The sequence below is a fragment of the Oceanirhabdus sp. W0125-5 genome (assembly GCF_027938815.1).
Lineage (GTDB): Bacteria > Bacillota > Clostridia > Clostridiales > Clostridiaceae > Oceanirhabdus.
This window is the reverse complement of the sequence record NZ_CP115913.1, coordinates 2,959,219-2,973,240: the sequence shown is the minus strand read 5'-3', so window position 1 is coordinate 2,973,240 and position 14,022 is coordinate 2,959,219. Positions and strand designations below refer to the sequence as shown.

9 protein-coding genes and 1 other annotated feature are annotated in these 14,022 nt (G+C 31.8%); of the genes, 2 read left to right on the top strand and 7 right to left on the bottom strand.

Annotated elements, in window-relative coordinates; all coding sequences use genetic code 11:
* Positions 1-629: 629 nt before the first annotated feature.
* From OW730_RS13665 to OW730_RS13655, 3 genes are all read right to left on the bottom strand, one after another.
* Positions 630-2,147 carry a BCCT family transporter gene (locus tag OW730_RS13665; RefSeq protein WP_271224613.1) on the bottom strand — a complete coding sequence of 506 codons (1,518 nt, stop codon included), beginning with the start codon at positions 2,145-2,147 and terminating at the stop codon, positions 630-632.
* A 151-nt stretch (positions 2,148-2,298) separates the two neighbouring features.
* On the bottom strand, positions 2,299-3,648 hold the full coding sequence (gene grdH / locus OW730_RS13660; protein ID WP_271224612.1) for a betaine reductase selenoprotein B: 1,350 nt from the start codon (positions 3,646-3,648) through the stop codon (positions 2,299-2,301).
* Between the two features lie 11 nt (positions 3,649-3,659).
* The gene (locus tag OW730_RS13655; RefSeq protein WP_271224611.1) at positions 3,660-4,985 is read right to left on the bottom strand and encodes a glycine/sarcosine/betaine reductase component B subunit; all 1,326 of its coding nucleotides are present in this window, start codon (positions 4,983-4,985) and stop codon (positions 3,660-3,662) included.
* A 458-nt stretch (positions 4,986-5,443) separates the two neighbouring features.
* Here OW730_RS13655 and OW730_RS13650 point away from each other — a divergent pair, with 458 nt between their 5' ends.
* The gene (locus tag OW730_RS13650) at positions 5,444-6,088 is read left to right on the top strand and encodes a TetR/AcrR family transcriptional regulator (protein ID WP_271224610.1); all 645 of its coding nucleotides are present in this window, start codon (positions 5,444-5,446) and stop codon (positions 6,086-6,088) included.
* A gap of 50 nt (positions 6,089-6,138) precedes the next feature.
* Here OW730_RS13650 and adhE read toward each other — a convergent pair whose 3' ends face one another.
* From adhE to OW730_RS13635, 3 genes are all read right to left on the bottom strand, one after another.
* Complete coding sequence (gene adhE / locus OW730_RS13645) at positions 6,139-8,754, bottom strand: bifunctional acetaldehyde-CoA/alcohol dehydrogenase (RefSeq protein WP_271224609.1); 2,616 nt, start codon at positions 8,752-8,754, stop codon at positions 6,139-6,141.
* 355 nt (positions 8,755-9,109) lie between these two features.
* Complete coding sequence (locus OW730_RS13640) at positions 9,110-10,021, bottom strand: DMT family transporter (protein ID WP_271224608.1); 912 nt, start codon at positions 10,019-10,021, stop codon at positions 9,110-9,112.
* Positions 10,022-10,054: 33 nt separating this feature from the next.
* On the bottom strand, positions 10,055-10,786 hold the full coding sequence (locus OW730_RS13635; protein ID WP_271224607.1) for a phosphatase: 732 nt from the start codon (positions 10,784-10,786) through the stop codon (positions 10,055-10,057).
* 615 nt (positions 10,787-11,401) lie between these two features.
* Positions 11,402-11,661, top strand: a binding site (T-box leader).
* A gap of 103 nt (positions 11,662-11,764) precedes the next feature.
* Here OW730_RS13635 and OW730_RS13630 point away from each other — a divergent pair.
* Positions 11,765-13,105 carry a sodium-dependent transporter gene (locus OW730_RS13630; protein ID WP_271224606.1) on the top strand — a complete coding sequence of 447 codons (1,341 nt, stop codon included), beginning with the start codon at positions 11,765-11,767 and terminating at the stop codon, positions 13,103-13,105.
* 59 nt (positions 13,106-13,164) lie between these two features.
* Here OW730_RS13630 and OW730_RS13625 read toward each other — a convergent pair whose 3' ends face one another.
* Positions 13,165-13,977: an ElyC/SanA/YdcF family protein gene (locus OW730_RS13625; RefSeq protein WP_271224605.1), complete on the bottom strand. Its 813-nt coding sequence runs from the start codon at positions 13,975-13,977 to the stop codon at positions 13,165-13,167.
* Between the last annotated feature and the right edge of the window lie 45 nt (positions 13,978-14,022).

Here is a 14,022-nt window from a genome sequence, read left to right as displayed (position 1 = left end):
TAACAAAGCCGCTTTTAACTGTCAATCTTACATAATTTCTTAATTAAATAAAAATCCAACTTTGTTCAGTTCACAAAGTTGGATTCTAATTTGAAATATTTTTTTCAAGACTTTTTTATGTAATGCAATTGAGCAAAATCACATCACATGCTATGATTAAGTTTTGTTAATTATTTCTACTACTAAAAATTCAAAATATTATATTTGTTACAAAAATTCTGAGCATTTTTTAAAACTTTGAGTATTTTTCTAGTAGGTTTCCCTATTATGTTTCTAATTAAAATATTGAATACTTTCTAATTTGTAGCATTTATAAGTAATACAATTGAGCATTATTGCATTACATGCTGTGATTAAGTATCTTCATCATTATAACTATAATGATATATTGAAATATGATATTCTGTTAAGATTAATTTCTGAGTATACTTAAAAATCAGATTTTATAATACTCATATAAATTTGATTCAATTAATAATTAAAGTATTTCTTAGTAATACAATTCACTAACATTGCATTACAAGCTATGATTAAGTTTTGTTCATTATTATTGCTAAAATAAAATGTGTAAAATAAAAATTCTGTTGCGAATCAATTCTGAGCGTCCTCAGAACATAAATTTTATATACCTATTTTTCTAATTTTAGTTCTCCACTTTCCACATCTGATTTCAATGATTTCATAATACTAACCATACAGAAACACAGAACAAATGCAAATGGTAAAGCCGCTGCTAATGACGCAGTTTGTAGCATTTTTAATCCTGCTTCGAAATTTCCACCTTTTGCTCCAGAATAAATCAGAGCAAGTGCAAACGTTGATTGAAGAACTCCCCATACAACCTTTTTCTTGTTTGATGGGTTTAAGTCTCCATTTGAAGACATCATTCCTAGTACAAAAGTAGCAGAGTTAGCAGATGTAACGAAGAATGTAATAAGCAGAATTATTGCAACTACAGATAAAACTATTCCAAAAGGATACAATTCAAACACCTTAAATAACGCTGTAGATGTTTCTGAAATTGCATTTTTTGCAAATTCAATTCCTTCATTCATACTACCTTGAATTCCTAATGCACCAAAAATACTGAACCAAACAGCGGATCCTACTGTAGGGAATATTAAAACACCAGCAACAAATTCTCTAATTGTTCTACCTCTAGATATTCTTGCTATGAATGTTCCAACAAACGGTGCCCATGCAATCCACCAAGCCCAATAAACAATAGTCCAACCACCTAACCAACTTTTATCTCCAAAACTATTTATACTTAAGCTATCCTTAACAAAATCACCTAAGTATGCTCCCATACCATTAGTTAATGTTTCAATTATTTGAATTGTTGGACCAATTAATAATGCTGCAACAACTAATCCTCCAGCTAACCAAAGGTTAAGGTCAGATATCATTTTAATCCCTTTATCAACACCTGTAACAGCAGTGATAATAAAGAAGAAAGTAATGATTACAACGATTGTCACTACAATTGGCATAGTTTTAGGAACATTGAATAAATGATTTAAACCACTGTTAATTTGCAAAGTTCCAAGACCTAAAGACGTTGCCATACCAGCAACAGTTGCAAATATCGCTAGAATATCAATAGTCTTACCAATAGGTCCTCTTACTCCTTTTTCCCCTATTAATGGGATAAATATTGTACTAATGAGACCTGGCTTGTTTTTTCTAAACTGGAAATATGCAAGTCCTAGAGCTAAAATTGTATAATTTGCCCATGGATGTAATCCCCAGTGAAAAAACGACTTTTTAATAGCAAAATTTGCAGCTTCACTTGTTCCACCAGCTGTTACGAAATGGTTAAGAGGCTCTGCTACTCCCCAAAATACTAAACCAATTCCCATACCAGCACTGAAAAGCATAGCAAACCAAGAAGCGTTGCTATAATCAGGTCTTGAATCATCAGGACCCAGTCTAACCTTCCCGTATTTACTAAAAGCAATCCAAATTGCAAACACAACAAATGCAAACATCCCTGCTAAATAGAACCATGAAAACTTATTTACAAAGAATTCATAAGCTAATTCTCCTACCACCTTGAATGTATCTGGAGCAAAAATTCCAACTACAATCAAAAACAATGTAATAGCGATGGAGATATAATAAACTGATTGATTCTTCTTATTCATAATGTTCCCCCCATTTTTTGATTAAATTCTTAACCAAGAGGGCTTCATATCGAACAGGCATTTAAAGCCCTCTTAGAAATGGGTACTATGACCATGACAAACTTGTTTTTACTTTATAGTTTGCACATTATGGTCATATATACCCTAAATCTTAAAACTTAACTTTAAATACTGTCTGTTCTTTGATATCAGTTTCTAAAGCTTCTAAAGCAACACCTACTCTATGATGTCTTAGCTTAAATTGCTCTTCAAGTGTATCACTTGGATTTCCAAGTGGATATGGAATTGATATTGTTGGAACCATTCTGTTAGCACCAACAGTGTGAGCTACTGGGATTAAGTTAGCCATTTGAACTACTGTAAATCCAGCTTTTTCAACTTCTTTTACCATCGTTGCTCCGCAACGAGTACAAGTTCCTCACGTAGAAACCATTATAACTGCATCAACATTATGCTTCTTTAAATCTTCAGCAATTTCTTGCCCCATTCTAGCTGCTTCTCCTTGAGTAGTTCCTGTACCAACAGTTGAATAGAAGTAGTTATGAACCGATCCGATTCTTCCTTCTTTCTCATAAACTCTTAAAGAGTCAAGTGGCACTATTACATCTGGGTTATGATCAGCTGCATATGGATCAAATCCAGCGTGTATTGTTTTAAATGCTTTGAATTCAACATCTTTATCACTTGGATCAAATTGTGATGGTAGTGTATCAAATTGAGATATATCATATTTACCCCATCTAGTTGCAGAAGCTGATTGAATTCTATCTGGATTCTCAACTGGAACTATTCCTCCTGTGTTAAGAACAGCAATTTTTGCTTTTGATAAATCATCAATCTTCTTAGCTATTGGAACTAAATCCTGCTCAGGGATAGGTAATTCAGTTACATATTCCTCTCCATGAACTTTCTTAAGTAACATATCAATAACTCTATCAGTTGCAGGCACTGGTGGGTTTAACCATCTTTGATGTCTCTTTCCTCTTTGGAAGAATCCTTCTTCATCAGCCGAAAGTAATTCTTCACCTAATAAAAGTTTCTTACCATAATCAGCCATTGCTTTAACATCTTTTCTCATACCAGCAGCACTTTTAGCACCCTTAAAGATTGGCATTTCTGTTTTAAACATTTCAACACCTGGGTTTTCATCGTTCATTGATGATATAACAGGTACTCCAAACTTTTCTTTTACTGCTTTACAAATGTTACCACAAGCACTACCATATCTACCTGCTCTAAAAGCTGGTCCAGCAAAGAAGATATCAAACTCAACTTCACTTAACATCTCAATCATTCTTTCAATTGCTACTTCACCATTAGAACCAATGAAGTTATCACCACATATTAATGTATGAGTTACCTCAGCAACATCACTTAAAGCTGCATCTAAAGCCATCGCAGGACCAACTAGTCCTTCTTTCATTTCAGGTTCGAAATCAGCAAGCTCTTCTCCACCGATTTGCCCGAAAAATTGGTTAATATATAAAATCGCTTTTTTCATTTTAACCCCTCCTAGTATTCAGACATTCTCTTAGTTGACCATCCAGTTACTCTATCTCCACAGAACATAGCATTATTCTCCATGATAATAGAACCATCTTTTCTTACTGAAGGCCCAAGTAACTCATCATCAGCCCATCCACCTGAAAGACCATCTCTTGCTAAAGCCTCAAGTTCACCTAATACAGTCTCCATTGGTGGAAGCTCGATTAACTCAGAAACATTTCCACAAGATACAATTGCATTTGCTTTACTATCTAATGAAACAAGTGGTTGAGACATACCATCTCTTCCTGTACACTCATTAGTTAAACCGATAGTTTTTACTCCAGCATCTTCAAGCGCTACTATAGTTGCTATAAAGTCAGCATCTGGGTTACCATATCCTTCTTCTGCAACAATTGCACTGTCAGCTCCAATTGATTTAGCAATTTGAGCAACAAATTGTGCTGATCTCTGTTTTTGCTCAAGAGCAACGTTAAGGTTAGACATGATTACACCTAAGAAATTAATTGTCTTTCCATGCTCTTTGAATAATCTCTTTATCATAGGGAAGTTCTGGAAATCATATGTAGACCATTTTGATGAACAAGGCATGAATGATCCAGAAATCATAGCTCCATCAAGCACCTCTGTTGGACTCATTAACGTTGGCACCATATGGTTACAATCCCATCCGTAACATAAGTCATTGTATCCTTGCTCTTCCATTTGTGATTGAGGTTGTAATACTAAAGCAACACTTGGAAGATCTTTTAATTCATCTGATCTTTTAGTAATAGCTTCAAAAGTATACTCTTCAACTTCTTCAGGTTGAAGCTCTTTAACTATGTTTCCGATATGCTCTGCTAATCTCATACCAGCCCATCTTAATGCTTTATTCTTCTTCTGCTGCTCTCTTTTTTCGAACTCTTCATCTGTATCAGCGATTAAACAAATGTTGTTTAATTCTGAGAAAAGTGTATATTTAGCACCCTCTCCGCTCATATCGATTAATCCATCTTGGAATCCACCCCAGTGTCTTCCAACAACTAAAACACTACAATTTTTTAATGCATGTGTTCTACCATCACCACATTGAGCTAAATCACCTGTAACGCCTGGGAAGATACTTCTGCCATCTAATCTGCATCTTGGTTCAATAGCTTCCTTAACTGGAACAATTCTTATGTTGTCTCCTGGCTTTGCAATTACTAAATCAGCTTCAGTAATATGCTCGTCCTCAAAAACAACATCTAAAGCTTCTTTCTTGTTGATTGTAAGGATTCCATCCTTATAGCTATTTTCTTCTCCAAAAATAACTTCTTTTACATAGAAATTACCTATTTCTAATTTCATGCTCCACACCCCTTTTGCTTTTCGACAAATTTTATCTTATAAGCCTTATAAGCCTAATTAATAATTTTGATTAGTAATTACGAATTTATAATCTAAATTATTTTGTAATCATAATTACTTTTATAATCACGATTACTTTATAAACATGATAACACACCTTTTTTATTTTTAAAATAGTTTTTATAAAAATAATTCAAAAAAAACAATTTTTTTCTGTAATTCAGAATATTATTTATCGTTTTTTATCCTATTATTAAAATTTTTGTCATTATTTATGTTTTATTTTCACATTTTAAATACTTTATCGTTTTACGGTTCACACTAAATATTTATTATGATATACTTATCATTGAATCGGATTTTAATGGGCACCTAACGATGAATTTTAAACATGGATACGTCTTCCATCATTTTATAAATCAAATTAGATTTAAAACCAGAAATGCGAGGTAGTAATAATGGATAAAAAATCAATTAAAAAAAAGAGAATGATGGGTTATTTTATAGAAGCAGCCCAAAAGATTATCGAAGATGAAGGAATAAAGAACGTAACAATAAGGAAAGTTGCTGATCTTGCTGGATACAACAGTGCTACACTATATAATTATTTTAAAAACCTTAACCATCTTCTTTACTTTTCTTCCATGAAATATCTAATGTACTATATTTATAGTTTGCCTAGTTATGTGAAATCAGCGAATACCGCTTCTGAGAAACTTCTTAAGATTTGGGAATGTTTTTTGTATAATTCTTATAATAGTCCTGACATATACAACACTATATTCTTCAACGAATTCAATACAATTAGTTCAACAATGCAAGAATATTACGAAATATATCCTGAAGAATTAAAGATTGATGTTGACGAACTCTTTCCAATGTTTCTTCAAGATAGTATATATGATAGAAATTCAGTGCTATTAGATGAATGTATAAAAGAAGGAGTTATTTCCGAATCCGACAAAGAAGAAATAAACGAAATGATAATCCTGATCTATAGAGGTACTTTAGTTGGATTTATGAATGGGGATAACAGATTAAGCGTACATGATTCTGTTAAACGAAACATTAAACACATAGAGCGATTAATCTATAAAAAATAGACCAGAGCCTTCGGCTCTGGTCTTTTAATTATAAATGCATGAGGGTCAGTTTATTTCTTGGCTTTTGTCTTTTTATTTATCTTCTCACCTTCGAATGCATTAATATACATTTCTTTTATTTCACTTATTAAAGGATATCTTGGGTTAGCTCCAGTACATTGATCATCAAATGCCATTACAGACATGTCATCTAATGTTAAGAAGAACTTCTCTCTTGAAATCCCTGTATCTTTTATCGATTTCGGAATATCAACCTTTTCTTTCAATTCATCAATTGCTTTAATTAAAGCATTTACTTTCTCTTCATCAGTAGTTCCACCAAGTCCTAAATAATCTGCAATTCTTGCATATCTCCACTTAGCATTTGGATATTTGTATTGAGGGAAAGCAGCTTGTTTTCTTGGATTATCAACTGCATTAAACTTAATTACTTCATTTATCAATAAACCATTAGCAACACCATGAGGTATGTGATGCTGAGCTCCTAACTTATGAGCCATTGAGTGACAAACACCTAGGAATGCATTGGCAAATGCCATACCAGCAATTGTTGATGCATGAGCCATCTTTTCTCTTGCTTTAATATTAGTTGTTCCTTCGTTGTAGGCCTGTGGTAAATATTTAAATATTAGTCTGATAGCTTCTAAAGCTAGCCCATTTGTATAATCAGATGCTAATACTGAAACATGTGCCTCTAAAGCATGAGTCAAAGCGTCTATTCCTGATGCGGCAGTTAAGCTTTTTGGCATATTCATCATTAACTCAGCATCTACTATCGCCATATCTGGTGTTAACTCATAGTCTGCTAATGGGTATTTAACTCCTGTTTTTTCATCAGTGATAACTGCAAATGGAGTAACCTCTGATCCAGTACCAGCTGATGTTGGTACTGCAACAAACATAGCTTTTTCTCCAAGTGTTGGGAATTTATATACTCTTTTTCTGATATCCATAAATCTCATTGCTAAATCTTCAAATCTAACTTCTGGATGCTCATACATTACCCACATAATTTTAGCTGCATCCATTGGAGATCCTCCACCAAGTGCAATAATAGTATCTGGCTCGAAACTTCTCATCTCCTCTGCACCTTTTTTAGCAGTTGCTAATGTTGGGTCTGGTTCTACATCCATAAATACTTTACTGTCGATTCCACATTCATCTAGAACCTCCGTTATCTTTTCTGCAAATCCTAAATTATATAAAACTCTATCTGTTACTATGAATACTCTCTTTTTGTTTAAATCTTGAAGTTCTCTTAACGCTACTCCTAATGCACCATATTTGAAGTAAACTTTTTCTGGTACTCTAAACCAAAGCATATTTTCTCTCCTCTCGGCAACACTTTTAATGTTTAATAGGTGTTTAACTCCAACATTCTCTGATACAGAGTTTCCTCCCCATGAACCACATCCTAGCGTTAGAGATGGCGCCAGCTTGAAGTTATATAAATCTCCTATTGCCCCTTGAGAAGAAGGCATATTTATAATTGTTCTACCAGTTTTCATAGCATCACTAAATTTAGCAACTCTATCTTGAGAAATATTCGTATTAGTGTATAGTACAGATGTATGTCCAAAACCACCCTGTTCAACAAGTCTTACTGCTTTAGCTAATGCTTCATCAAAAGTCTTTGTTCTATACATTGCTAATACTGGTGATAATTTTTCGTGAGCAAACGGCTCAGATAACTCTACTGAATCAACTTCTCCGATTAATACTTTAGTTGCTTCTGGAACTTTTACCCCAGCCATTTCAGCAATCTTATATGCTGATTGCCCAACAATATTAGCATTTAATCTGCCATCTATTAAAATTACTTTTCTAACTTTATCTATTTCATCTTTTTCAAGTAAATACGCTCCTCTTTCAGCGAATTCCTTTCTTACTTCATCATATACCTTATCCATTACTAAAACAGACTGCTCAGATGCGCAAATAACTCCGTTATCAAAACTCTTAGATAATAATATTGAGTTAACAGCCATTTTAATATGAGCAGTATCATCTATTATCGCTGGAGTATTACCTGCACCAACTCCAATTGCTGGCTTTCCTGAAGAGTATGCTGCTTTAACCATTCCTGGTCCTCCAGTTGCAAGTATCATATCACTTTCACTCATTACTACTTGAGACATTTCGATTGAAGGCTGATCTATCCAACCTATAATCCCCTCTGGTGCTCCTGCTTTCACAGCTGCATCAAGTACTATTTTTGCTGCTTCAATTGTTGCATTTTTAGCTCTTGGGTGAGGTGAAAATATTATACCATTTCTAGTCTTTAAAGCTATTAATGCTTTAAATATAGCTGTTGATGTTGGATTAGTAGTAGGAACTATTGCCGCTATTACCCCAATTGGCTCTGCTATTTTTGTTATACCAAAAGCATTGTCCTTTTCAATTACCCCACAAGTTTTCTCATCCTTGTACTGATTATATATATATTCTGAAGCAAAGTGATTTTTAATAACCTTGTCTTCTAAAATTCCCATACCTGTTTCTTCAACTGCCATCTTTGCAAGCTTAATTCTTGAGTTATTTGCAGCTATTGCAGCTTGTCTAAATATTTCATCAACCTTTTCTTGTGAAAATGTTGAAAACTCTTTTTGAGCTCTTTTAATTTCTTCAATTCTTTTTCTTAAATCCTGTACTGTTTTTACCGCCATTTTAAACACCTCTCTATTAAAGATTTATGTTAATTTAAATATTTTCCTGATTGAATTACTTTGCAAAAGAGTTTGTCCCCCGATTGCATGTTAATTATATCACAAAGTATTTTAACATGTAAATACTTTTTGTTAAAAATTTATCAAATTATTTTTATAACCTTCCAAACCCTTGCTATACAACCCATTATCATTAATTGTTTATACTTAAAAACTCTTGTCATTTTTAGTTGTATACCTTAATATTCCATTTATCCCTCTACAATTCCATTTAAACGCCTTACAATCTTTTGTTAATTCTTTATCAAGTAAACAAAAATAAAAGGTACGTATCAAAACGCACCTTAATAATTGATTAATGAACTTCGTATATAGTTTCTTCTACTTCATTTTTACCCTGTAAGTTATTATTACTAACTATAAATACAGAAAGTATAACCAATGCCCCTCCAATAAGCTTATTTATACCAAATGCTTCTCCTAAAATAAAATAACTTCCTATCAATGTAACTAAAGGCATTAAGTTAATATATAAGGATGATAATGAAATACCTAATTCATTAACTGAAAATACATACCAAATGTATCCTAAGACCGAGCAGAATATAGCTAGATATAGAACATTCAATACAATAGACAAGTTGAGCATTTCCCAATTATTCTTTTCTGAAAAAATAAAAGGAAACAAGGCTAAAGCACCAAACATAGATTGATAATAAACTATTGTTATCTGACTATATTTATCAACCAGAGGTTTTGTAGCTACACTATATATTACCCATGCTAAAACTGCGCCTATCATATAAATATATCCAATTATATCCGTTCCTCCACCAACTTTCACACCTATAATCATAGCTACTCCAGCAAAAGATACGAAAATTCCAATCCACTTTCTAATAGTAAGCTTTTCTTTAAAAACAATTCTATCAGCAAAGAGAGTAAAAATAGGTATTGTTGCCAATAACAAGGAAGCTATGCTTGCCTCTGTATGTTCTATACCATTATTCTCACAGAAAAAATAAATACTGATTCCTATTATTCCACTAATTGCCATAAGAGGTATATCCCTTTTATCAATCTTATCAAATTTTTCACTTTTTCTAGTTATAATAAATAAAATAACAGTAGCAATTAAAAACCTAATAAAAGCTAATGACATCGGTCTAAAAACCTCTAAACAATACTTAATACTTACAAATGACATGCCCCAAATAATTACAGTAATTAAGCATGCAATATGCCCTTTTAATTTATTAGTGCCCATAACCCTTCCTCCAGTCATATAACTATATATTTTCTAAATTTTTATATCCTCTACTTTGCCCTTACTGCGCAAGAATTTCAAAAATTTCTCACAATTATTATTTATTATTAGTTTTTCATCAAAACCAATTTTCTTTAGTTCCTTCATTGCTAAAGTAAAATCACCTATAGAATAACTTATATGAGAATCACTCCCTAATACTATTTCAACATCATGCTCCATACATAATTTAGCAATATTCATACACTTTTCTTTACTCCCCGGTCTTGATGATCCAAATGAACTATTATTTATTTCAATTAGCACGTTTAATTCTTTAGCTCTTTTAATAACAGCTTCTTCATTTATAGGAAATTGTGGATTTCCTGGATGCCCAATAATCATAACATTTGGATTTTCCATAGCCTTCAAAATTGCTCTAGTATTATTTTCTACCCCACCATTCTCAATACAAACATCATGCAAACTAGCTATCATATAATCTAATTTATTTGCTACACTAACAGGTATATCAATATTCCCTTCATAATCAATGATATTTGCTTCACAACCTTTAAGAATTATTATATCATCAACAATTCTTGGTATTACTCTTTGATTTGCAATATGAAATATATGAGGTCCTCCAGGCATTTTTGGCCCATGTTCACTATATCCTAATATCTTTAATCCTCTTTTTTTGGCTTGCTGTATATTTTCTTGTAATGTGCTATACCCATGACCTCCAGCCATTGTATGAGTATGTAAGTCAATTAATTTATTCATAATATTTCAGAAAAAATTCTGAAGTTTCACCATCCCTTCATTATGTAACTTATACTAAACCATCATAAAACTTTATGTTCCTACTATATATTATTACTTATTGACTATTTTAGCAAGATATATGTATAATACTTAACCTAATTATTATATTCTATAGTTTAATAAAAATAATTTAATAAATGCAAACAAAAACTAGCTAAATAAACTATATTTTTTTATTATATAATTAAATATTCCTTAAGGAGGATGACAATGATTTTTGAAATAAAAGATAATGCAAAATTAAAGTTAAAAGAATATTATTCACTTGGAAAAGAACCTTGTGCCATTAGAATTAGAGTTAAAGGGTATACATGAGCGGGCTTAAATGCCGATGTAGTTCTGGAGGAACTAGAAGCTTCTGATAAAGTTTTTGTTTATGATGGAATGAACTTTAAAATTGATGAGCACATTATAGAGAGCTTCTCTAAAGTTATAATTGAATATACTGAAGATTGGTTCAAAAAAGGTTTTATTGTTAGAGTAAAATCCTGATTTGCAAGTCACCTTTTAAAAAAATTCATTTTTTCCTATTGACATGAACTTTATATATGAATATAATATTAACAACAACACTTTAATGCGTTGAAGGAAAGAAAGATATATACCTCCTTAATTACAGAGAACCGTTGTAGCTGAGATTCGGTATTAATGTATATATGTAATGATCATTCCTGAGCAGTGAGACTGAAAACACAAGTTAGTAAGTCAATCCGGTTGTCACCGTTATATGACTAAGATTAAGCATCTGAATTTAAATCATGCTCGATCTGACTAAAGGCAATTTGAAATTGTAAATTAGGGTGGTACCACGAATTTATACCTTCGTCCCTATGATTGTGATTACACGTCATAGGAATGAAGGTTTTTTATTTATCAATTTCACATGATTAAAAATTCAAAAATTACAAAAGAAAATATCAAAAGGAGGATTTGACAATGAAAAGGGATAATTTTGGCTCAAAATTGGGCCTACTTGCAGCAGCTGCTGGGTCAGCGATAGGTTTAGGGAACATATGGAAGTTCCCATATGTAGTTGGTGAAAACGGAGGGGCCGCTTTCATTCTGGTTTATTTATTATGTATAGCTTTAATTGGTTTTCCACTTATGATGACAGAGTTTGCAATAGGAAGATTTGGACAAGCTAATGTTGTAGATTCTTTTAAAAAAATAAAACCTAATACACCATGGTTTATAACAGGAATTTTATCAGCATTAACACCATTTCTTATATTATCATTTTATATAATGATAGCAGGATGGGTTTTCACATATATTGGCAAATATGCCACTGGTGCAATCTCAACAGTAGCTCCTGCAGATTTAGCTAATTACTTTACTTCTACTGCTGGAAATGCAACAGGCGCAATACTATCCAGTCTTATTGTAATTACAGTTACTGCATTCATAGTTATTGCAGGTATTAAAGAAGGGGTTGAAAAGTACAGCAAAATTTTAATGCCATTATTATTAGTTTTATTAATTGTTCTTATGTTCAGATCATTAACTCTTGATGGAGCTAGCACAGGAGTCAATTTCTTATTTAAACCTGATTTTTCAAAGTTAACTCCAGAAAGTTTCCTTGAAGCTCTTGGACACGCTTTTTATTCTCTTAGCTTAGCAATGGGTATAATAATTACTTATGGAAGTTACGTAAAAAAGGATCAAGATTTAACTTCGCTTTCTCTTCAGGTTACAATTGCTGATACGGTGATTGCCTTATTAGCAGGACTAGTAATTTTCCCAGCAGTTTTTGCTTATGGCTTCCAGCCTGATGCTGGTCCAAGCTTAATTTTCATAACTCTACCTGCTGTTTTTGAATCTATGCCACTTGGTAGTTTATTTGGTCTATTATTCTTTTCTTTAATAGGAATTGCAGCAATTACTTCAACTATTTCATTATTAGAAGTTGTAGTATCATTTGTGAATGAGAGATTTAATATCTCTAGAAATATTGCTACATTTACATCTGCAAGTGTAATATTCCTACTATCAATACCAAGTATATTATCATTTAGTACACTCTCTGAATTCAAAATTTTAGGAATGACTTTCTTTGATCTATTTGATTTCATAACAGCTAAAATCACTTTACCTCTTACCGGTTTATTAATATGTATTTTTGCTGGTTGGGTATGGGGAGCAAAGAATGTATTAAAGGAAGTGTATGGCGACAAGGAAATTTCACCAATTCTATTCTATTTATATTCAATTATTATTAAAATAATTGCACCACTTTCTATAATAGCAATTTTCTTACATTCATTAAATATTATATAAAAGAAACTCACTGTTATCTACGATAGCAGTGAGTTTCTTTGCTTCTCATATTTTTTACTCTATCTTACTCTAATGTAGGGCAAAAGTTCAAAGAAAAATGTTTTAAATATTTCTATATACTCCATAACATGAAATTGAGGTGCTTTTAGTAATGGTGTTTCCACAGATTCTGGTTGAATACTTAATCCTAATTCTTGTCCAATTAAATTAGCTAAAAAAACATTATAATCGCTTGTTATAACTCTAACACTCATAGATTTAAAAGAATCTCTATATTTAGAATTTAAAATTTTCTTTACCTTTCTTAAATTTTCAAACAAAGATTCTCCTTCATTTTCAATTTTTACTGTATACCTTTTTGCTCCTTTTTCATACATTTTTTCTCTTAACTCCATAGCTCTTACATCGTATTTCCCTAAGATAAGTTCATTTTCTAAATCCTTACTTCTATTACTAACTATTATAGTAGGATAATAGTTAATTTCCTCATAAACTTGGTACGCCCTATCAATTCTGTCTTCAATTATTTTTTCATCATCTGTATTTGTATACCCTACTATAACCATACTCCCACTAGTTTTTACTCCATTATTAAATTTTCCATTTTGGATTAACATTTCTCCTGTAAAAAAAATAATCCCTATACTTATTACTATAAAATCCAATACTTTTTCACAAATCCTTATAAGCAAATACTTTTTTTTATGATTTAACTTTAATATTCCATTAATTAACATTAAGATTGAAATTATAATTATTATATCAATTCCTAGGGTAACTTTTTTATATGTTAAAAAAAATATAATTGAATATATTCCACCTATAAACCCTACAATCAATAAAATACTCCCAAAAATTTTCCTCTTATTCACTTTATATCCCCCTTTAAAACATTACAATAATTTAAAGTTACATAC